This is a genomic window from Marinovum sp. 2_MG-2023, from assembly GCF_030548265.1.
GTDB lineage: Bacteria > Pseudomonadota > Alphaproteobacteria > Rhodobacterales > Rhodobacteraceae > Marinovum.
The window spans coordinates 32,494-52,209 of sequence record NZ_JAUOSD010000025.1 but is presented as its reverse complement, the minus strand read 5'-3'; the positions used below and the strand labels follow the sequence as shown (position 1 = coordinate 52,209).

At 57.9% G+C, this 19,716-nt stretch carries 20 protein-coding genes and 1 pseudogene; 8 read left to right on the top strand and 13 right to left on the bottom strand.

The window, feature by feature from the left end; all coding sequences use genetic code 11:
• Window positions 1–145 precede the first annotated feature (145 nt).
• The 4 genes from Q4577_RS20090 to Q4577_RS20075 all read right to left on the bottom strand — a co-directional run bounded on the left by Q4577_RS20090 (window position 146) and on the right by Q4577_RS20075 (window position 2,715).
• The gene (locus tag Q4577_RS20090; RefSeq protein WP_303472277.1) at window positions 146–733 is read right to left on the bottom strand and encodes a YdeI family protein; all 588 of its coding nucleotides are present in this window, start codon (window positions 731–733) and stop codon (window positions 146–148) included.
• A 111-nt stretch (window positions 734–844) separates the two neighbouring features.
• Window positions 845–1,282, bottom strand: coding sequence for a large conductance mechanosensitive channel protein MscL (mscL, locus tag Q4577_RS20085; RefSeq protein ID WP_303472275.1), 438 nt, complete (start codon window positions 1,280–1,282; stop codon window positions 845–847).
• Between the two features lie 150 nt (window positions 1,283–1,432).
• Window positions 1,433–1,882, bottom strand: a complete 450-nt coding sequence (locus Q4577_RS20080; RefSeq protein ID WP_303472273.1) for a YtoQ family protein — start codon at window positions 1,880–1,882, stop codon at window positions 1,433–1,435.
• Between the two features lie 149 nt (window positions 1,883–2,031).
• Window positions 2,032–2,715, bottom strand: coding sequence for a sugar transferase (locus Q4577_RS20075; protein WP_303472271.1), 684 nt, complete (start codon window positions 2,713–2,715; stop codon window positions 2,032–2,034).
• A 915-nt stretch (window positions 2,716–3,630) separates the two neighbouring features.
• Between Q4577_RS20075 and Q4577_RS20070 the strand changes: the two genes are divergently transcribed.
• From Q4577_RS20070 to Q4577_RS20045, 6 genes are all read left to right on the top strand, one after another.
• On the top strand, window positions 3,631–4,242 hold the full coding sequence (locus Q4577_RS20070; RefSeq protein WP_303472269.1) for a ribonuclease D: 612 nt from the start codon (window positions 3,631–3,633) through the stop codon (window positions 4,240–4,242).
• Window positions 4,243–4,353: 111 nt separating this feature from the next.
• A complete protein-coding gene (locus Q4577_RS20065; protein WP_303472267.1) occupies window positions 4,354–4,986 on the top strand; it encodes a hypothetical protein in 633 nt (210 codons plus the stop codon).
• Window positions 4,983–5,474: an LptA/OstA family protein gene (locus Q4577_RS20060; RefSeq protein ID WP_303472265.1), complete on the top strand. Its 492-nt coding sequence runs from the start codon at window positions 4,983–4,985 to the stop codon at window positions 5,472–5,474. The genes Q4577_RS20065 and Q4577_RS20060 overlap by 4 nt, the downstream gene beginning before the upstream one ends.
• The gene (gene lptB / locus Q4577_RS20055) at window positions 5,474–6,232 is read left to right on the top strand and encodes an LPS export ABC transporter ATP-binding protein (protein WP_244684635.1); all 759 of its coding nucleotides are present in this window, start codon (window positions 5,474–5,476) and stop codon (window positions 6,230–6,232) included. The genes Q4577_RS20060 and lptB overlap by 1 nt, the downstream gene beginning before the upstream one ends.
• Before the next feature lie 301 nt (window positions 6,233–6,533).
• The gene (raiA, locus tag Q4577_RS20050) at window positions 6,534–7,112 is read left to right on the top strand and encodes a ribosome-associated translation inhibitor RaiA (protein ID WP_244684648.1); all 579 of its coding nucleotides are present in this window, start codon (window positions 6,534–6,536) and stop codon (window positions 7,110–7,112) included.
• A 38-nt stretch (window positions 7,113–7,150) separates the two neighbouring features.
• Complete coding sequence (locus tag Q4577_RS20045) at window positions 7,151–7,615, top strand: PTS sugar transporter subunit IIA (RefSeq protein ID WP_244684651.1); 465 nt, start codon at window positions 7,151–7,153, stop codon at window positions 7,613–7,615.
• Between the two features lie 93 nt (window positions 7,616–7,708).
• On the opposite strand, the gene Q4577_RS20040 is transcribed toward Q4577_RS20045, so the two are convergent.
• From Q4577_RS20040 to cysQ, 8 genes and pseudogenes are all read right to left on the bottom strand, one after another.
• Window positions 7,709–9,145, bottom strand: coding sequence for a nodulation protein NodH (locus Q4577_RS20040; protein ID WP_303472260.1), 1,437 nt, complete (start codon window positions 9,143–9,145; stop codon window positions 7,709–7,711).
• A 5-nt stretch (window positions 9,146–9,150) separates the two neighbouring features.
• On the bottom strand, window positions 9,151–10,851 hold the full coding sequence (locus tag Q4577_RS20035) for a beta-1,6-N-acetylglucosaminyltransferase (RefSeq protein WP_303472258.1): 1,701 nt from the start codon (window positions 10,849–10,851) through the stop codon (window positions 9,151–9,153).
• Window positions 10,848–11,834, bottom strand: coding sequence for a glycosyltransferase family 2 protein (locus tag Q4577_RS20030; RefSeq protein ID WP_244686305.1), 987 nt, complete (start codon window positions 11,832–11,834; stop codon window positions 10,848–10,850). Before Q4577_RS20030 ends, Q4577_RS20035 begins: the two co-directional genes overlap by 4 nt.
• A 66-nt stretch (window positions 11,835–11,900) precedes the next feature.
• Entirely contained in the window at window positions 11,901–13,142 is a 1,242-nt protein-coding gene (locus tag Q4577_RS20025) for a glycosyltransferase family 1 protein (RefSeq protein WP_303472256.1), read from the bottom strand.
• Window positions 13,102–13,440 (bottom strand): annotated as a pseudogene (locus Q4577_RS20020) (NAD-dependent epimerase/dehydratase family protein); the annotation flags it as partial. The gene Q4577_RS20025 and the pseudogene Q4577_RS20020, both read right to left, overlap by 41 nt.
• 15 nt (window positions 13,441–13,455) lie before the next feature.
• On the bottom strand, window positions 13,456–14,349 hold the full coding sequence (gene galU / locus Q4577_RS20015; RefSeq protein ID WP_303472254.1) for a UTP--glucose-1-phosphate uridylyltransferase GalU: 894 nt from the start codon (window positions 14,347–14,349) through the stop codon (window positions 13,456–13,458).
• 97 nt (window positions 14,350–14,446) lie between these two features.
• Window positions 14,447–15,679, bottom strand: a complete 1,233-nt coding sequence (locus tag Q4577_RS20010) for a glycosyltransferase family 2 protein (protein WP_303472252.1) — start codon at window positions 15,677–15,679, stop codon at window positions 14,447–14,449.
• Between the two features lie 5 nt (window positions 15,680–15,684).
• Window positions 15,685–16,482, bottom strand: coding sequence for a 3'(2'),5'-bisphosphate nucleotidase CysQ (gene cysQ, locus Q4577_RS20005; RefSeq protein ID WP_303472250.1), 798 nt, complete (start codon window positions 16,480–16,482; stop codon window positions 15,685–15,687).
• Window positions 16,483–16,608: 126 nt separating this feature from the next.
• Between cysQ and Q4577_RS20000 the strand changes: the two genes are divergently transcribed.
• Complete coding sequence (locus tag Q4577_RS20000; RefSeq protein WP_244684667.1) at window positions 16,609–17,430, top strand: ABC transporter permease; 822 nt, start codon at window positions 16,609–16,611, stop codon at window positions 17,428–17,430.
• Window positions 17,431–17,555: 125 nt separating this feature from the next.
• Window positions 17,556–18,893 (top strand): lytic murein transglycosylase, encoded by a 1,338-nt coding sequence (locus Q4577_RS19995; RefSeq protein ID WP_303472248.1) that lies wholly within the window; start codon window positions 17,556–17,558, stop codon window positions 18,891–18,893.
• A 10-nt stretch (window positions 18,894–18,903) separates the two neighbouring features.
• On the opposite strand, the gene radC is transcribed toward Q4577_RS19995, so the two are convergent.
• Window positions 18,904–19,674 (bottom strand): DNA repair protein RadC, encoded by a 771-nt coding sequence (gene radC / locus Q4577_RS19990; RefSeq protein WP_303472280.1) that lies wholly within the window; start codon window positions 19,672–19,674, stop codon window positions 18,904–18,906.
• Window positions 19,675–19,716 lie beyond the last annotated feature (42 nt).

Genomic DNA, 19,716 nt, shown 5'->3' with positions numbered 1-19,716 from the left:
TCTTTCGCATCTGTCTGCTCCTTCAGAGTTGGCGCAGACTCTACATTACGGTGAGGGATTTCGCGGGGGGCAGGTCACCCCCCATGCTGCGTCTCGGTTTGCGGTTTCGCTTCCGTTCTGGGCCAACCGTTCCGGCCCAAACCTTTCAACGATCATGCATTCCCTTGCCCTGCAATATCAGCGGCGTCCATTTTTCGATCCGCGCGGCGCGGGTCTTGGCCTGTTTTGCCCCGGCGAAATGCAGGATGTAACCCCGCCGCCGTCCCGGCGTCAGCGCCATGAAGGCGTCGTTGAGCACAGGGTCGGCCGCAAGCGCCGCATTCAATTCTTCTGGCAGGTCCAGATCATCCTTCGCAAAGGTGACGCGCAAACCCGCAGCTTCGTTTTCAATCGCTTTCAGGAGGTATTTGGTGATGACGTCTGCCTGTGCCCGGATTGTTGCAACGTCGGTAAAGGCGATCATGCGTGTCGCGCGGGAATTCGGGCCGGGCGCGACCAGGATTTGCGCGGGATCGTCCAGCAAGGCCCCTTTGAAGAACCCCAATCCGCATTGATGTTTCATCGCCCAAAGCACGGCAATATTGCCTCCATGGGCGGTATAGACCGGACCGCGCCATTTGAACGCTTCGTCCACCGGGCCGTGCAACAGGATCTCGCGCAGCGCCAGAAGCTCGGCGCGCCACACCGTGGCCTTGTCGAACCAGATCCCGCATCGGCGGTCCATATTGCCCATAGCCCAGGCTCCTTTGCACGCGGTCGAAACGCGACGCCAGCAGGGCCATTTGACACCAAAAAACCGCGCGCAACAATGTGCACGCGGTTCAATGTCTGTCGAGACGCGCGTTTAGCGTGCCTTGAGCGAGTCGCGGATTTCAAGCAGAACGTCGATTTCGCTGGGCCCTGCGGGGGCCTCTTCGGCGGGCGCTTCGGCTTCGGTGCGGGCGGCGGTTTCCTTGACCCGATTGACCATTTTGACCAGCATGAACACCACAAAGGCGATGATCAGGAAGTTGATGACCGCCATGATGAAGGCACCATAGGCAAAGATGGATGCGCCGGTTTCGCGCGCAGCCTCAAGGCTGGCGCCGGCGGGGACGTCACCGGCCAGCACGACGTAGTTGTTGGTGAAATCAATACCACCGGAAAACAGCCCGATGATGGGATTGATCAGATCCCCCACCAGCGACGTCACAATCGCGGTGAATGCCGCGCCGATGATGATACCAACGGCCATGTCCATGACATTGCCCTTGGCGATGAAGTCCTTGAATTCTTGAATCATTGTTGCGGCTCCCTTCGCTCACTTTGGCCACGCATGCCTGATTTTCTGCTGCTGCGCGCCCCCACAATGCGTCATTAGGGGGACGAAACAAGTCTTTCCATGGGAATGGCGATGTTCAATTCCCCGAACGACCCCACGTCATCCAGCGGGTCAGGCCGACAGTTTGCCAGTCAGAACATAACGCAGGATGTCGACGACCTGGGCTGGCTCGCGCGCGACGGCCAATGCGGCTGCATCCACCTCTTTCAGGGCGTGATCGTGATCGGGCTGTTGCAGCACAATCAGCGATTTGCCAAGCGCGGCGGCATAGCCGGCGTCAAAGGCAGCATTCCACTGGCGGTATTTCTCGCCAAAGCGCACCACCACCACATCGGCATCGGCGATGCCCTTGCGGGTGCGGATGGCGTTGACCATCGCGCCCTTGTGGTCGTGCCAGTATTTGTTGTCCTCAGAGCCAAGGATCGAAACGCCGCAATCGTCGCTGGCGGCGTGATCGGTGACGGGGGCGGAAAACGTGATGTCCAGCTCTTTGGCCCCGGCAATGATTTGATCGCGCCAGTCCGTGTGAATTTCACCGCTTAGATAGACAGTCAGGCTCATGGTGGGTTCCTCTTGTTTCTGGTCGGGCTGCGCGTTCGCGCGCGATCCTGACCTAACAGCCCGCTGCCGACCGGTCGACCCGGGCCGGCAAAACAAAACGACCACGGTGGTTGCCCCCGTGGTCGCATTTGCCCGTCAGATGTCGGGTGTCAGTATCCGGTGCCCTTCAAGACCACCTGAAAGGTCCGCCCGATCAACCGCAGATCCGTCAGGAACGACAGCTCCCGGAAGTAGCGCGCATCGAAAATGGCGCGATCGGAAAAGCTGCTGTCGTTGCGGGCCGAGGTCTGCCAGATGCCGGTAATCCCGGGACGCATCGCATAATATGCGGTGCCGGGGTACATCCCACGTTGATCGACCATCATCGGACGCGGTCCCACCAGAGACATGTCGCCAATCAGGACATTGAACAGCTGCGGCAGCTCGTCCAGCGATGATTTGCGGATCAATGCGCCAACCTTGGTGATACGCGGATCCTTACGCAGTTTCTGCGTCCGGTCCCATTCGGCGCGGGCCTTGGGATCGGCCGCAAGGTGCGCTGCCAACTGGGCATCGGCATTGTGCACCATGGACCGCAGTTTCCACATCTGGAAAATGCGACCGTTACGGCCAATACGGGCCTGACGGTAAAATGGCGAATGGCCATCAAGAGCAATCAAAAGACTCATAGGAAAAAGAATGATCAGGAGCGGGATCAGGGCCAGCAAAACGATCCCCACGTCCAGAAAACGCTTTGCAAATTGGCGGTAAATACCCCCTGCAAGCACCGGCAACTGGCCGGCAAGCAGTGCTTCGGGCGATCCTTGAGCAGATCCAGCCGAACGTAAATGCATTGTCAACGTCATGCCCTCCAAAGGCGTTAGCGACGAAGCTTGGTGCGTGATTATTCAGTCCATAGTCGGCAAGCATCCAACCGCAGCCCGCAATGCGGATGCGCCTATGAAGCCAAAATACAAAAATATGGTGGCTGGATGCCAAGGCATACCATCAACCGAGAACAGACCGTTTTACCCTACACTTCACTCCTAAGTGAAAGCACTAACCCCCAAGTGCCGTTTGCAAAAATTGCCACTAAATTTGTGACTAATTTTGCTCGACTTCGTTGAATTTGGACGTTCGGGGGCTGATCGTCAAGTTGCGCAAACAACCACTCCCTTCATGGGAGAGTGTCGTGGCGGGAATCTTAACCATCTTAAATTAACGTTAACCAGGCGGGTGAAATCCGAACTTCGGGCGCTTTTTTTGAGATCCCATTTGGGGAAACAAATCACGGGAAATGCACGTTAGGCGTGTATTTGGGGTAGAATTGTAATTCTGAGTGAAACAATGGTGGGCGATAATTCCGATGGATGCGTTAGCCGCGACAATAAAGCCTCTGAAATCTTTGTGCGTTTCTGGAACAAGCGAAAACATTCAGCGAATTTTCCCCCTTTTCGATGGTTAATCGGGTGTCTCTGGCGGCCTTTTCGTGCCCCTCGGTTGTGCGCGTTGTCACAAATTTCGACGCTGAGTTGCATCATAATGCTGCAAATTTTCGTATAAGTTTTTTCTTGGGACGTCACGTCACTCGCGCTCAGGATGTGTTCAATCCTTCGGATTTTTGGGGATTGATCAAAATTACCGTAGTTTTTACCGGAATTTTCAGAAAACCGATTCGGCCTCGAAACCGGTCGCGGGATGGCCCAACGTTGCATCATTCCGGGCAAACCACTATGGCCGGGTCAGCAGGCGCAGATGGAGCTGGGATAATGTCCAATCATCTTTACCAGGGTGACTTGCCGGATGGGCTGCGGCTTGGTCCGGTGGTGGCGGTTGATTGCGAAACCATGGGTCTGCATCCGCACCGCGATCGCCTGTGTCTTGCTCAGATGTCCACAGGCGACGGTCATGCGCATCTGGTCCAGATCGCGTGCGGCCAGGATGCGGCGCCAAACCTGTGCGCGATGCTGGCTGATCCCGCTGTGTTGAAACTGTTCCACTATGGCCGGTTTGATATTGCTGCGCTGATGAACGCCTTTGGGGTGGAAACCGCGCCGGTCTATTGCACCAAGATTGCCAGCAAACTGGTGCGGACCTATTCGGACCGTCATGGGCTGAAACATCTGGTGCAGGAATTGCTGGGCACGGACATTTCCAAGCAACAGCAATCCAGCGATTGGGGTGCGGCAGAGCTGACCAAGGCGCAAATCGACTATGCGGCGTCAGACGTGCTTTACCTGCATCGGCTGCGCAAGGAGCTGGACCGGCGGTTGCAACGCGAAGGGCGGGACGAGATCGCGCAAAAATGTTTCGACTTTTTGCCGACCCGGGCGCGACTGGATCTGGCGGGTTGGTCGGATCAGGACATCTTTGCCCATTAATCTTATGTGGTGGTTCGGTCGCGGTTTGCCGCGTACTGGCGCCTGTGGCTTTGCACTTCTGGTCTTGCGTGCCTAGATAGAACCCAGATGTTGAATTTGGGGCCCAATCCAATGGCCGTGCAAGAGTCGTTTCATTCCAGTGTCGTGGCGTGGCTGAAGGTGCTTCTGCCGCTGACTGCCTTGGGGCTGCTTTCCACGGTCTTTCTTTTGTCGCGCTCCGTGGCCGATGATCCGGCCCTGACATTCTTTGATGACGAGGCAGAGATCCCCGCGCGCGACAGCCTGACCGCACCGTATTACACCGGTAGCACACCAGAGGGCCATGCGGTGGCAATTACCGCCAAATCCGCCCGGGCCGATCCGAATGACCCTGCGGGGGTTCTGGCCAGCCAGCTGACAGCGGCGTTTCGGCTAACCGATGGATCGCAAATTGATATTGTCGCCAATACAGCGGCGGTAAATGAACCGGCGGATCTGTTGGAATTGGCCGGAGATGTGGTGATCAAAAGCTCCGCCGGATATGTGGTGCATACCCAAATGCTGACCTCCGCACTGCGTACAATTCGCGGCGAAGCGCCAAATGGCGTAAAGGCGGACGGCCCGATTGGCGATCTTCAAGCCGGCGCATTCCATATTCGTGAAACCGGCACCGAAGATAACCTGCAATTGGTTTTCACAAATGGCGTCAAGCTGCTATATCAACCCGCGAAACACCCCCCCGAGGAAGAAAGTGAACGTCCATGACATCTGTTCGAATTCTGGCGGTTCTTTTGATCGCACTCCTGCCGGTGGCGGGTCTGGCCCAAGGGGCCGAGGTTGGATTTGGCGCGATTGACGCCGATACCGATGCCCCGGTCGAAGTCACATCCGATGATCTTTCGATCAACCAGGACGACGGCACTGCGCTTTTTACCGGCAATGTGGTGGTCGGCCAGGGTGAAATGCGGATGTCGGCGCCACGGGTTCTGGTGGTGTATACCCAGAACCGCACAGGGATTTCTCGGCTAGAGGCGCGCGGCGGCGTGACATTGGTATCGGGCAAAGAGGCCGCCGAAGGTGACAATGCCGATTATGATGTCGAGGCAGGCACCGTGGTGATGACGGGCAATGTGCTTTTGACCCAGGGCGCCAATGCGCTGACGGCCGATCGGATGGTGGCAGACCTGAACAAGGGCACCGCACGGATGACCGGCCGGGTCAAAACCGTGATTCAGCAAGGCAACAGCGAATAATGACCAAGCCTGTGCTGACTGTGGCGGATGGGTCTGCCGGATTGCGTATCGACCATCTGCGCAAAAGCTATCGCAAGAAGGTGGTGATCCGCGATGTCAGCATGTCCTTGCACCGCGGCGAGGTTGTGGCCCTGCTTGGGCCGAACGGCTCTGGCAAGACAACGACGTTTTATTCCGTCGCGGGCTTGGTGTTTCCAGAGGGTGGCAAGGTCACAATTGACGGCCGTGACGTCACCAATATGCCGATGTATCGCCGGGCCAAGTTGGGGATTGGCTATCTGCCGCAGGAAATGTCGATCTTTCGCGGCATGAGCGTCGAAGACAACATTCGCGCCATCCTGGACATTGCCGTGAAATCCGGCAAACGACGCCGTGCGCGGCTTGAGGAATTGCTGAGCGAATTTCACATCGAACATCTGCGCCGCGCGCCTGCGCTGGCGCTATCGGGCGGTGAACGCCGCCGAGTGGAAATTGCCCGCTGTCTGGCGGCAGAGCCGAAATATCTTTTGCTGGACGAACCATTTGCCGGGGTAGATCCGATTTCCGTTGGCGATATTCGCGCGCTGGTGTCGGATTTGAAAACCCGTGGAATCGGCGTACTGATCACCGATCACAACGTGCGGGAAACGCTGGAAATCGTTGATCGCGCTTATATCCTGCATGATGGTCAGGTGCTTATGTCCGGCACCCCGGACGAGGTGGTGCAAAACGAAAATGTGCGTCGCGTTTACCTGGGCGATCAGTTTCGAATTTCTTAACAGGTGACGGCGGTCGCCCCTGGTTTGCCCGAGTTTACCGAATGTCCATCAAATACGGCGATCTTCCTGTTACAAATCATTGACAGACGCCCCTGCTCTGTCCTCAAATGGGGTATGACGCATGTGTGGCTTGCCCTTGAAAAAAGTCGCGGACCCGGTTCCAGGACGGGTGACCACGTACAGGCACATCGACAAAAGGCAGACCACCACGTCAGTTTCCCAAGAAGGTGACCAGCCCGGCCAAGACCGCCCTGGCGGTGTTGCGCCCTAATGGCCACCGGAACAATAAGAAGGACCACAGATGCGCTACCAAATCACCGGCAAACAAATCGACATCGGCGCGGCATTGCAAACCCATGTACAGGATGGGCTGGGCAGCGTCGTGCAGAAATACGCCGAACGACCGACGGACGCGAACGTCGTCTTTTCCAAGGCTGCACATGAATACATATGTGAGGCCACTGTGCATCTGTCCACCGGCCTGACCGCCCAGGCCAAGGCCCATGCCAATGAAATCTATGCCGCTTTTGAAAGCTGCTGTGACAAGATGGAAAAACAGCTCCGCCGTTACAAGCGGCGTCTGAAAGACCATCACAAGGACCGGACCGAGCCAGTTGAAACTTATGGGGCGTCGTCGTATATCCTCGCCAGCGACGGGCAGGGCGCAGAGACGGATTCGGAGCCGGAAAGCCTCCAGCCCATGATTGTCGCCGAAATGAAGACCGACATTCCCGCCCTGACCGTGGGTGAGGCGGTGATGCAGATGGAGATTGCGGGCGCGCCGGTTCTGGTGTTCCGCAGCGAGAAAAAAGGTCTGAATGTCGTCTATCGGCGCGATGATGGAAATATCGGCTGGATTGAACCGCAAGAACAGGCATAAGCCAGCGGTCCGGTCAGGATATGAGGAAACAGGCACGCATGGAACTATCTGAATTGCTGAAACCCGAAGCGATCCGGGCGAGCACGACGTCGTCCAGCAAGAAGCGATTGATGCATGATGTGGCCGAACTGGCCCAGGCAGCATATGGCATTGATGCCGGAACGGCCGTTGAGGCGCTTCTTGAACGCGAAAGCCTGGGCCCCACAGGTGTGGGCCACGGTGTGGCCCTGCCACATGCGCGGATTTCCGGGATCGAAGGTTGTTGCGGTGTATTCATGTTGATGGACAAGCCCATCGATTTTGATTCCGTGGACCGCCAGCCCGTGGATATCGTGTTTGGCCTGTTCGCGCCGGAAGATGCCGGCGTTGAACATCTCAAGGCTTTGGCGCGCGTGTCGCGTTTGCTGCGCGATCCTGCGGTCTGTACCAAGCTGCGGGCCAATCACGACGCAGGGACGCTGTTCACCATCCTGACCGAAGATGAGGCAATGAAAGCTGCCTGATCCGGGTCGCCCCGTTTCGGGAATTGCTTGTGCAAAAGATTGGCCGGCCCGTTTGGGCCGGCCTTTTTCATGGCTGGGGCCTGTGGTTGGGCGTCAGGCGGGCCGGTGGTCTGGCGGTTGCCAATCGGCAAATCCCAGCATCACATAATCCCGTGGATAGGCCGCCCGCGCCAGGGCATCCAGAGCCGGATCATGGATCTCTGCCAGGGAAAAGGGCAGGTCTGGCGCCGCTTCGCGTGGGTCTGGCGCTGCGTTCAATCCCATTTGCTGTGCCATCGCAGGCAGATAGGCGGCCATTTCCTCTTCGCGCAGCACCAGATCGGGCAGGCACAGATCCCCCATGCCCTGTAGAATCCCGCTTTGGCTGGCCCAATGGGGGTCAATTCGCAGGTTGGTCTGGCCGTTCAAATTCGCCCGGATGAATTCCAAAAATCCGCCAAAGGCGGTGCGATGCTGGTCACGATCATATCCGGCGTCGGGCCAATGTTCCGGCAACGGCAGGTCGTGGCGGTTGATCAACACCCGCCGCACCCGGCCAAATGTATTGGGGCCTTTGGCCAAAATACGGCTGCAAAACACATGGTGCGCCCGCGCCAGCGGGTGACGCAGCACGGTAAACCGGCGGTGCCCCGCATGAGCGCGCAGCCATTGGCGCAGGGATTTCTGGTTGAAATCGCGGCCAAGTTTACCGCCCAGACCGGCCATCCAGTCCGTCACGACCTCCTCCGGGCCACCTTTTATCGGCATATAGAGCAGCGGTGCCGCGCCTGCGGCGACATATCCGGGCACCGCCGCCCCGCGTCGCGGTTCGAAATTCGGCGTGCGCGTCAGATCGAACCGGTCCAGCCGCGCCAATGCGTGGTCCATCTCTTCAAAATTTTCGACCTTGTCGGAAATCGGGCTGGGGTTCTGGCGCTTCAGATTGTGATCGAAGCTTTCCAATTGCGCGTCGCAGCCCAGCCAGCGGGCCAGACCATTCATCACCGCAAGGTCTTGGACGTCTTCATATGACACGTAAAACGCCGTTTGGCCGCGCTTCTGCAATCCGTTTAATAATGAGATCTGGAAATTTTGCAGGGATTCCAAATGGGCTTCAAACTCTGCACGATCAAACCGCGCCTGAGCATCCTTGCGTTTCGCCACATTGGTCAGTTTCCACTGATCGGTGGCCTGGGCGATTTTCCAACTGACATAGCTTTCGACCGGATTGCGGGTCAGGATGATCTTGGCGCACTTCGGGTCATCAAGCAGCGGCTCCAACACGCGGGGATCGTGGTCGTGGAAATAGCGAAAGCCGCCCAGCCCCGCGCTGTGGTCACGGATCGCGGCCAAAAGCGCGGCTGGATCGCGGTCCCGCCGGGCCATATCCAGCCCCAGAATCTCTGTCTTGTTGGGGTAGCCGATGAAATGCGGGTTAAACGCCTCGCCATGGCAGATGATGCCATCATAGAGGTTCAGATTGGCCTCAAGCAGGTTGGAGCCGGTGCGCATTTCAGCAAACACCACGAAACTGTCAAAGCGGTTGGCCATGGCGGTTATCTCACCAAATAGGGTTTGCGGGTTTCATCGCGTTTCCCGGTTGCGCGACCCTCAACCGGGAAATCCCCCATGAGGTAGGGGTGCATGCCCTGATTCTTGAGGTTTTGCAGGAATTGGCCAAAGCCGGTCAGATCCGCCATTTTCGGCACTTCGGCCAGACGCGGGCCGCCGCGCAGGGAAATGTCGTCGATAATGCTTTGCAGTGGCTCCATCGGCGCCTCGATGAATTCGGCCATGGTCCAGATGTGAATGCGCGCCTTGGCATAAGAGGACCGATAGGCATTCAGCGCCTCGGCCTCGATTTTTTGTAATCTGGCAGCTTCGCGGCGGATGGCGGCAAAATCGAGGTTGGACTTGAACAAGGGCACGGCCCAGGCCCCGGAGACCACGGAAATTTGGGCATTGGGATCTTTGGCAATATTCCAGACCACATCTTCTTGGGTGTCCCGTGGGCCGTATTGAAAACATTGCCGTTCGCCGCGGGTGTTCCACAAAAGGCTGGTCAAGAACCCGCGCGGATCCACATCCCGCACCGCGGCATTGGCGGACAGCCCCCCTTGAATCACGTCTTCGCCTTCGGAAAATTCCGCGCGCTCGGGGCCGAACAAATGGCCATGCACGCGTGCGCCGGTCATGCGCGCCAGCCAGGTTTCGAAATCCTCGAACAATTCGGCAAAGCCCTGAAACACCGAATAGGGTCCGGCGGTCACACCGTTTTCCCAGCTTTCGTTGGGAAACCGCGAATGCATATAGAGCCCGGTGCGGCCGCGTGTCCGGCGATCAACGGCCTTGGCAAAAACCCGGTCGATCTTGCCGGGGTTGGGTTCTGTGCGGCTCATCGCGCCGTCGCGGTCGGTCAGGAACGCCCGATACAAAAGATCGGCCTGCGGCCAGATCTTGCGCGCCACAAAGCAATCGGACCGGCGCAGCAATTGCAGGTGGTCGTCATAGAAAATATGCGGCTTGCCCTGAAAATCGAACTTCGACAGGGTCAGGGACCGGCTTTCCATGTCGCGGGAATAAAGCCGGGTCAATGTCTGGTAATAGCTTTCATCCGGAATCCAGACCCGGCGAAAGAAATCGTCATATGTCTTGCGTTCCGGGTCCTGCAATACCGCCGACAGGGTTTGCCGTGTCAGGCACCACCATTGGCTGCCCATATGGGGTTTCAACCCGCCGGGCATGACGCGTTTGACCCGCAAACGGCGCTGAATTTCGACAAATCTGTCGAACAAGAACCGGTTCTTGCGCCAGGAAAACGGAAATTGCAGGGTGAAACGCTCTTCCGACAGGCCACCGACGGTCCAGGGGACATCAACGGTGGTGGCGCTTTCGATGAAATCGGTGCGCGGCCGGGCGGCCAGATAGTCGACCAATTCCTCGACCGGGCGCAAAGGCAAGCAAGACCCCGAGGCCAGGTAGACATGCCGCACATCGGGAAATTCGTGCAACATCAATTCGCTGGCGGCCTGGCTGGCGGCGACAATGCCCCAGCTGCCCCATTCGCACCGGTATCGTTTGCAAAACCGGATATGGGGGACATCGGCCATCGCCGTGGCAAAGGTTTGAAACGTGTTTTGCGTCACATTGCGGTCGACGTGGATCACCACCGGACAGCCGGCATTGGCCCAATGGCGGGCAACCTGTTCTGCGCGGTCAAACGCAGTATGCACCAGCATGACAACCCCGACGCTCACGCCCAGTTCCCCTTGGACATCAGGCCGAGAATTTCCAGCTGACGCCAGTTGATGTAGCGTTCCGACCATTTGCACCACAGATCCGGGTCGTCCTGCAATGTGGCGGCATAGGCCTTGTATTCCACGGAGCCAGAATAATGCTGGCCGCGCGTCAGCTCTTCTGCGGCCTTGGCGGTAAAGGTGTCGAGAAATTTGGTGTGCAACAAAATACCGCTGGCTTTTTCCCCGCCCCATTCATCGTAAACAAGGTTAAGCCCGCGCGGCAAAAGCATATGGGTCGAGCTGACATAGGCATATTTGCGATCCCATTTCACCAAGGGAATCTTGTTCAACGCCGGCGCTTTTTCCGGGAAATCCGGGAAAAACACCCGCCGCCGCGGCCCGCCTTGAATCCACAGGTTGCCAAACAGATGATTGCGGGAAATCGAATAATTGCCGCTGTCAAACCAACAGGCGATATCCATTGGATTGCTGCCGGGCAGATAGGGATGCCGGTTGACCGGACCCTTGGGATACATATCCAGCAGCATCGCCGAAAACGACCGGATCGAAGAGGCATCCAACCAATCGGTCAATGCGCGCAACGGCCGGGTGTCGCAAAACGGAAACAAAAAGAATTCATCCGGGTCCACGGTCAATGCCCAATGGCCATGCCCATGTTTGCGCGCCAGCCAGTTCAGCCAATCAACGCCAAAACGCGATCGTTTGTAGCTGGCCTTTGTGTGCCAAAGCGACACGTCGGGTTGTTCGGCAAGGTATTCGCGCGAACCATCGTCGCTGCCGTTGTCGACAATCAAAAAGTGGTTGATGCCCTGATTGCGGTAATATTCCAGAAAATAGGGCAGGCGCACATGTTCATTGCGTAGGGTTGAAAACACCAGAAGATCGCTTGGTTTGATCTGGCGGGTGCGATCCGCAACAACACGCAATTCACGCGACTTGCGCAGTGCACGCAGGCGCCACCGCTTGCGTTGCAATCTCAGCCGGTATGATTGCCAAGCCCCCAAAACCGCTCCACTTCCCTCAATACTAAATTCCCGGTGTCGCTATCAGACCGAGCTTAAGACAATATTGAAATGACTGTCCCAATTCGGCGGATGAAATAACGCCCGTGGTTGTTTTTTCTTTTGTACCTGCTCCAGTACCTTGCGCCAAGAATAGACGTCAGGCTGTGCCGGGTAAATGGGAATGTCTGCGAGCGTTTCCCGGAATATCTCCAGATCGCTGCAAATTACCGGAACGCCCAGTGCAGCGGCCTCGACCGGGGGCAGGCCGTAACCTTCGGCAAGGCTGGGGAAAACCAATCCGCAGGAGCGTGCCAGAAGCGCGGAAATTTCGCCATCCGACAGGCCGGGGCGTTCCTGAACCAATGGATTGCCCCGGTCGAGCCGGGCAAAAACCGCGTCATTGTTCCAGCCACGGCCGCCACAGATCAACAGATACGGGGCTTTGCGGCCCTCTTCGGCGAAACTGTCCCAGATATCCAAGAGCAATGCGTGATTTTTGCGCGGCTCGATTGTGCTGACACAGACAAAGTAAGGGGCATCGGGAAAGGCGCTGTTCGGCAGGTCCGCAGGCTGTGCCAGTTCGATCCCAAGCGGCGCCACAATACACTCTGGCAAGCGGCCAAAGGCCTCGCAATGGCGCAGGAAATCGGCACGGGTCACGGCGGAATTGGCAATGACAAGATCGGCGTGCCTTGCGACCCGCCCCAGGAAGGCCTTGAACTTCACCTGGGTTTCAGGGCGTTGATATTGCGGGAAATCAAGCGGAATGGTGTCATGCACCAGCACCGAAATCCGGGCGTCCCGCACGCATCGCAGCGCAGAAATAACGCGGTCCGTCAGGTTGGAATGCCCGGTGTTGAGATAACTGATACCGGCGGGCAAATGCTGTTGCAGCATCGCGCCAAGACGGTGTGGCAACGTCCGCGCGCGCGCATTCCGGCGCAGATCCGCTTCGGCCCTTCGCCGGATTTCAGAGCCACCGGACACACGGCCCAGAAAACGGCCGAGCGCATCCAGCGGCCCCCATTCATCCGCCCCGGCGCGACGCAGGATTTCCGCAGCCCCTTCGGGGGCAAGCAAAACATATCCTTGGCGGGTGCGTGCCAAGGCAAAAACCGGCACCGCATCCGCCACCAGGGCGCGCAGATAAGCAAATTCCACCCGGTCGACGCCGGTCATTGGCCGTCCGGCACGCCGGATCAGCCGCGTGATGTCAATGCATCGGGCCGGTGGTGCGGCGGCGCTATCGGTCGTAATGGCCGCTTTGGTGCCATCGCCAGGCATCACGGATCATCGCCTCCAGGTTGGATCTTGTGGGTGTCCAACCCAAGTCTTGCACAGCGCGGGTCGATCCGGAAACCAGTTTTGTGGCATCTCCCGCCCGGCGGCCACCAATTTCATAAGGCACCTCGCGGTTGGTGACCGCAGCGGAATGGGAAATCACCTCGAATACGGAAAATCCCGATCCGGTGCCCAGGTTGAAGACCCGGCTGCCGTGCCCATTCTTCAGCCATTTCAGGCCCAGAACATGCACATCGACCAGATCGGAGACATGCACATAGTCGCGAATACATGTGCCATCGTGCCGCCCTCATGTTTATTGGGCCGCTTTGTCCACAGCCATCAGCTCTTGCAGGAAGCCATGCAGATCGTCATGCAATTCTTCGCGCGCCAGCCCGAAGGCCACGGTCGCTTGCAGGAACCCCGCCTTGGAACCGCAATCGAACCGTTGGCCGCGGAACCGCAGACCGGATACCTTGCGGCCTTCGGTGATTTCCTGGGCAATGGCGTCGGTCAATTGGACTTCGCCGCCTGCGCCCTGTTTCAACTTGTTCAGATTGCGCAGCACATCCGGGGTGATGATATAGCGCCCGATGACAGCGAGGTTGGAGGGTGCGTCTTCGACTTTGGGCTTTTCGACCATGCCTTTGACCGAGACCAATTTACCGTGGTCCTCGGACACATCGAGCACGCCATAAGAGGATGTTTTTTCAGGGGCAACTTCCATCGCCGCCACCATGCAGCCGCCGGTTTCCTCATAGGCTTCGACCATCTGGTGCAGACAGGATTTCTCTGAGGCAATGACGTCGTCCGGCAACATGACGGCAAAGGGTTCGTTGCCGATCAAACGCCGCGCACACCATACCGCGTGCCCCAATCCCAATGCCTTGTGCTGGCGGATATAGGCAATGGCGCCACTTTCCATATTGGTGCTTTTGAGGGTCTCAAGCAGGTCATCTTTGCCCTTCTTGCGCAGTTCGTTTTCCAACTGCGGCGCATGGTCGAAATAATCTTCCAATGCACCTTTGCCGCGCGAGGTTACAAAGATGAATTCCTTGATCCCGGCTTCGCGGGCTTCGTCGATAGCGTATTGAATCAACGGGCGGTCGACCAGCGTCATGATTTCTTTTGGGACTGATTTCGTCGCCGGAAGAAACCGCGTGCCCAGACCTGCGACTGGAAAGATTGCTTTCGTAACCTTGTTACGCATTAATACCCTCGTTTTCCAATGCCCTGTGACGGGCGTATTACATCAAACCGATCAATTTTCGAATTGGCAAAGACCAACGTGTTGGGCGATGATCCGGCTATGGTCTACTTAATCCTCTGACCGCGCGCACGCGGTTTGTCTCGTTTCGGCACTTTCCCGCAAAGCGACGGATTTGAAACAGTTTTCCCTGACGTTTCATTTGGCCAAACTGACCGCCGCTGTGCTCCCAGAACCCATTTTCAGTAAAAAGTACGCGACCAAACAAGGCGCTAAAAGAAAATATCATAACCGTTGCAATATGGCCGGCCGCGACATCATGTGCGGCCTTCTGCCTGATTTTTGTGCGAATGCGCCAGCGTCCATAGTGAATCCGCGATTGCGGTACGGCACTGCGTTTTATCGGTAAAAACGCGGCGCTGGATCGGGGCAGGGCCGGCAGGGCGCTGGGCGCGCGGTTGCGTCCCTCTGCCATGCCTTGTGCCAATCGCTGCAAAAGGTGGCGGACATCGCGCGGCTCCAGTCGACCCGCCACCAAGTGGCGCAGCAATCGCCGACGTTGCTCATCGGTGAATGCCGCCGCCTGTGCCGGACGCTCATTGACAGGGCAGTGACGAAGCAAAAAGGCCGCGTGGCTTGCCCCGATTTCAAACAGATCCCGTGGCACCCGGTCATCGCGCCGCCGGGCACTTGCGGCAAATCCGTGGTGCACCTCGGCCAGGGGGACAATCGCTGCGGCATGGCCGCCGCGCGCCAGCCGCAGGTTCACATCTGTTTCATCGAGGAAAAACCGGAATGCAGGGTCAAAGCCGCCAATGCCGGCAATCACCTCGCGGCGAAATGCCATGTTGGTGCCTTCGGTCTTGATCGCGCGGCCGGGTTTGGGGTGTAGGACCACCGGTTGATCATCGGGCAGCGTCAGCGGGTGGCGCCCGCCCGCCGCATCGACCCAGGCAGCCCGCCATTGCCAGGACACACCGTTGCGCCCACGCACATAGCCGCCTGCGGCCGCCACTTCTGTATCATCAAATGCGGACACCAGATGGGTGAGCCAGGTCGGTTCCGGCACCGCATCATCATCAATAAAGGCAACAACCTCGCCCGTGGCCAATCCGATGCCGATATTGCGCGCCGCCGAGATGTTTTCTTCGTCAAATTGTACTGATTTGATCGCGGAACTTTGCGGCGTGCCATGGATGGCCCGCAGACCGCCGCCATCGGCAACCACCACAATTTCGAATTCAGGATAAAGGAGTTGGCGCACGGCCAGCAAACATCGTTTCAACGCCCGCGGGCGTCCGTGTGATACGATGATGACGCTGACCGTGGCCAAGGTTGTCAGGCGTCCTTCAGGTCCACGCCCGGTGCGTAGGCGATAAAGAACGGGTTGGCGAAACCTTCTTTGCCATAGGCCAATGCGGTGTGGTCATCAAAGCGTACAACATGGCCACCGGCCCCGTTCAGCACCGCATGACCCGCAGCGGTATCCCATTCCATCGTGCGCCCGACACGCGGGTAAATGTCCGCCTCGCCCGTCGCAACCAGACAGAATTTCAGCGACGATCCGGCGCTTTTCATGTCTTCGACATTGTATTTGCCAATGTAATCGTCGGTGGCCTGATCGCGATGCGATTTTGAAGCCACCACCAAAAGTGCCTGATTGTCGGGCTGGCGCACCTTGATCGGGGTCAGGGCGCCGGGGGTGTCCTTGTGAAAGGGGCCGGTTTCCTCAACCGAATTGCCCATACCATTGGTGTAGAACAACCGATTTTTGGCCGGCGCATAAACCACGCCGCGCGTCGGAACGCCGCTTTCGACATAGGCGATATTGACGGTGAAATCGCCACGGCGATTGATGAATTCCTTGGTGCCATCCAGCGGGTCGACAATCAGGAATGTCTCGGCGCGGGCTTCGTGGCTGTCGGATTGCTCTTCTGTGACCAAAGTCACATCGGGAAATGCGGCGCGCAATCCAGCGGAAATCAGCGCATCAGCGGCCTCATCAGCGGCAGTGACCGGGCTGTCGTCGGATTTCGATTTTACTTCGAAATCGTCTGAATTGTAGATCTCCATGATCACATCCCCGGCCTCCAACGCGAGTTTTCGGATCACGCGGGTCAGCTCATCATAATTCACAGCTCTACTCCTTTGGTAAAATGCCGTCGGGATTTGTTGTCAGAACGTTTGTATAACGTTATGCTCGCATAGCAACGGAACAGCAAGAATTCCGTGTCATAAGAATACATCAGGCGGAGCAGGCCCATGTTCGTTCAACGAAGTCCAAAAACCGCGTTTCAATCGCTCTTGGCGACGATTGAACTGGTCTATCATGGCGCGGTGCGAAATGTGCGCAAGACGCACGGCAATGCATTGATGTCGATTTTCATGAATGTGCTGCAAACGATCATCATGGTTGTGGTGTTTTACGTGATGTTCACGGTTCTGGGGCTGCGTGGTCTGAAACTGCGCGGCGATTTCATGATTTACATCATGTCCGGCATTTTCCTGTACATGACCCACATCAAAACCATGAGCGCGGTTGTCGGGGCCGAGGGGCCAGCATCGCCAATGATGCAGCACGCGCCGATGAACACGATAATCTCTATCCTGTCGGGAATGTTGTCCGCGCTGTACATTCAGATCCTGTCGGTGCTGATCGTGTTGTTTGTCTATGATGTCGGCTTCAAGGATGTGGAGATTCACGATCCTGTCGGCTGTATGGCCATGCTGCTTCTGTCGTGGTTCACCGGGGCGGCGGTTGGCATGGTGTTTCTGGCCCTGAAACCCTGGTTCCCGACCGCGATCAGCATTGCATCGACCATCTATCAGCGGGCCAACATGATCGCCTCGGGCAAGATGTTTGTGGCCAATACCCTGCCCAGCTACCTGTTGGTGATGTTTGACTGGAACCCGTTGTTCCACACCATTGATCAGGCGCGCGGATTTGCCTTTGTGAATTATTTCCCGCGCAATTCGAACACCGATTACCCCCTTTGGTTGGGGATCGCGTTGATCACGCTTGGTCTGATGGGCGAATTCTATACCCGGCGGCATGTGTCGGCGTCCTGGTCGGCCCGCAGCTAAGCCTGCTGATCCTGGTCCGGCTGCCCTTGGCGCCGGAGGATTGTCGCCAATCACGAAACCATCAGTTTCCGCAATTGCGCAATCTGCTATGATGATGTGAAATCTGAAATCAGAGAGTTAGGTTTATGTTATTGAAATTACTTGTATCTCTCGGAATTACGGCGGCGGTTGCCCTGCCGGTTTTTGCGCTGGAAAGCTCGCCCCGGCCCGGGATGCGCCCGGGCCAAGCGGTGGATACCGCCGTGCAAATCGCCATGTTGACCGGCCCCAGCCTGCGGCCGCAATTGCGGCCGTCAGATCTGGCCGGGGCGGCCCGCGCCGCTGATCCCGTGGTCAAGGTCAACAATCCCGGTTTCCAGTCCTGGGTAAGGTCATTTCGTCCGCGTGCCTTGGCGGCGGGGGTGTCGGGGGCGACCTATGACCGGGCGTTTCGCGGCGTGACCTACAACAGCCATGTGATCGAACGCGATCGGCGGCAGACGGAATTCACCAAGACGGTTTGGGAATACCTTGATATTGCCGCGTCCGACAAACGCATCCGCGATGGCAAACGGGCGTATCGCCGAAATTCCCGTACGCTGGACCGGATCGAGGCCCATTATGGTGTCGACAAACATGTGGTCGCAGCGATTTGGGGGCTGGAAAGTGCCTATGGGGAAACCCGTGGCGACATCCCGGTGATCGAGGCTTTGGCGACCCTGGCATATGATGGCCGACGCGGTCGGTTTTTCGAGAAACAATTGATCGAAGCGCTGCGAATCCTGCAGCGCGGTGACACCACGCCCGCCAATATGACCGGCAGCTGGGCCGGTGCGATGGGCCACACCCAGTTCATCCCGACCTCTTTTGCAGCATATGCGGTGGATTTCACCGGCGATGGCAAACGTGACATCTGGTCAAATGATCCGACCGATGCGCTGGCATCAACGGCGGCCTATCTTGCCCGCTTTGGCTGGGCGCGCGGGATGCCCTGGGGTGTCGAGGTGAAGCTGCCGCGCGGGTTCGATTACGGTCAGGTGAAATCGAAAACCCGCCGTATGCCCAGCGATTGGGCGCGCGCCGGCGTGGTGGGCATGGACGGTCGTCCGGTGCGGGACTATGGCTCGGCCTATCTGATGTTGCCCGCCGGATCGCGCGGCGCGGCGTTTTTGATTTTCAAGAATTTTGACGTGATCAAACGGTACAACAACTCTGATCTTTACGCGATGGGGGTGGGGCATTTGTCGGATCGCATCACCGGCGGACCGGCCATTCAGGGTGGTTGGCCGATTGGCGATCGGGCGCTGAACCGGGCCGAACGGATGGAATTGCAACGCCGTCTGACCCAAAAGGGGTTTGATACCAAAGGTGTGGATGGCCAGGTTGGCCCGGCCACAATTGCGGCGCTGCGGGCCTATCAGAACAGCATCGGCGAGGTGCCAGACGGCAATGCGTCCTTCTACATCCTCAAAAAGTTGCGGTAGGGTGCGCCAGCTATAACAGGCCCTCGGCCCGAAAGCTAAGCTCACGACTTTTGCCGATGATGATATGGTCGTGCAGCGTGAGGCCGAGCGCACCGGCAGCAACTTCGATCTGGGCTGTCATGTCGATGTCTTCCTGGCTGGGGGTTGGATCGCCTGAGGGGTGATTGTGCACCAGAATCAGGGCCGATGCATTGATCTCGAGCGCGCGTTTCACCACCTCACGCGGGTAGACGGGGACATGATCGACGGTGCCCCGGCCCTGGGCTTCATCCGCGATCAGGATGTTCTTGCGGTCCAGGAACAGCACGCGAAACTGTTCGGTTTCGCGGTGGGCCATGGCGGTATGGCAATAGGCGATCAATTGGTCCCAGCTGGACACGATATGGCGTTCCAGCACGCGGGATTGCGCCAGACGTTGGGCGGCGGCCTCAACCAGTTTCAATTCACAGATCACGGCATTTCCGACGCCCTTGACCTGGGACAGCCGGGGGATCGGGGCAGAGATCACCCGATTGAAATCGCCGAACCGTTCCAGCAGCAGCCGGGCCAGCGGTTTGACATCCTGACGGGGAATGGCGCGGAACAGGACAAGTTCCAGCATTTCGTAATCCGGCAACGCATCCGCCCCGCCCGCCAGAAACCGGTCACGCAGCCGTTTGCGATGGTCGCGGATATACGACGGCAGCCGCGTGCCGCCGTTGGCCGACGCCGGAACGGCGGTGGCCTCGTCGCTGTCAAACAGCGGTAAGGGTGATTCTGAAAAGGCGGTTGTCCGGGCCATGCCATCAGCATGGCCCAGCTTGGTAAAGCATTGGTTAATTTT

What these genes read in the sequence shown, in the direction of transcription:
- Q4577_RS20090 (WP_303472277.1), bottom strand. Translation starts at nt 733, where the DNA reads ATGGGCAATATGGACCGCCGATGCGGGATCTGGTTCGACAAGGCCACG.
- mscL (WP_303472275.1), bottom strand. Translation starts at nt 1,282, where the DNA reads ATGATTCAAGAATTCAAGGACTTCATCGCCAAGGGCAATGTCATGGAC.
- Q4577_RS20080 (WP_303472273.1), bottom strand. Translation starts at nt 1,882, where the DNA reads ATGAGCCTGACTGTCTATCTAAGCGGTGAAATTCACACGGACTGGCGC.
- Q4577_RS20075 (WP_303472271.1), bottom strand. Translation starts at nt 2,715, where the DNA reads ATGCATTTACGTTCGGCTGGATCTGCTCAAGGATCGCCCGAAGCACTG.
- Q4577_RS20070 (WP_303472269.1), top strand. Translation starts at nt 3,631, where the DNA reads ATGTCCAATCATCTTTACCAGGGTGACTTGCCGGATGGGCTGCGGCTT.
- Q4577_RS20065 (WP_303472267.1), top strand. Translation starts at nt 4,354, where the DNA reads ATGGCCGTGCAAGAGTCGTTTCATTCCAGTGTCGTGGCGTGGCTGAAG.
- Q4577_RS20060 (WP_303472265.1), top strand. Translation starts at nt 4,983, where the DNA reads ATGACATCTGTTCGAATTCTGGCGGTTCTTTTGATCGCACTCCTGCCG.
- lptB (WP_244684635.1), top strand. Translation starts at nt 5,474, where the DNA reads ATGACCAAGCCTGTGCTGACTGTGGCGGATGGGTCTGCCGGATTGCGT.
- raiA (WP_244684648.1), top strand. Translation starts at nt 6,534, where the DNA reads ATGCGCTACCAAATCACCGGCAAACAAATCGACATCGGCGCGGCATTG.
- Q4577_RS20045 (WP_244684651.1), top strand. Translation starts at nt 7,151, where the DNA reads ATGGAACTATCTGAATTGCTGAAACCCGAAGCGATCCGGGCGAGCACG.
- Q4577_RS20040 (WP_303472260.1), bottom strand. Translation starts at nt 9,145, where the DNA reads ATGGCCAACCGCTTTGACAGTTTCGTGGTGTTTGCTGAAATGCGCACC.
- Q4577_RS20025 (WP_303472256.1), bottom strand. Translation starts at nt 13,142, where the DNA reads ATGCCTGGCGATGGCACCAAAGCGGCCATTACGACCGATAGCGCCGCC.
- galU (WP_303472254.1), bottom strand. Translation starts at nt 14,349, where the DNA reads ATGCGTAACAAGGTTACGAAAGCAATCTTTCCAGTCGCAGGTCTGGGC.
- Q4577_RS20000 (WP_244684667.1), top strand. Translation starts at nt 16,609, where the DNA reads ATGTTCGTTCAACGAAGTCCAAAAACCGCGTTTCAATCGCTCTTGGCG.
- Q4577_RS19995 (WP_303472248.1), top strand. Translation starts at nt 17,556, where the DNA reads ATGTTATTGAAATTACTTGTATCTCTCGGAATTACGGCGGCGGTTGCC.
- radC (WP_303472280.1), bottom strand. Translation starts at nt 19,674, where the DNA reads ATGGCCCGGACAACCGCCTTTTCAGAATCACCCTTACCGCTGTTTGAC.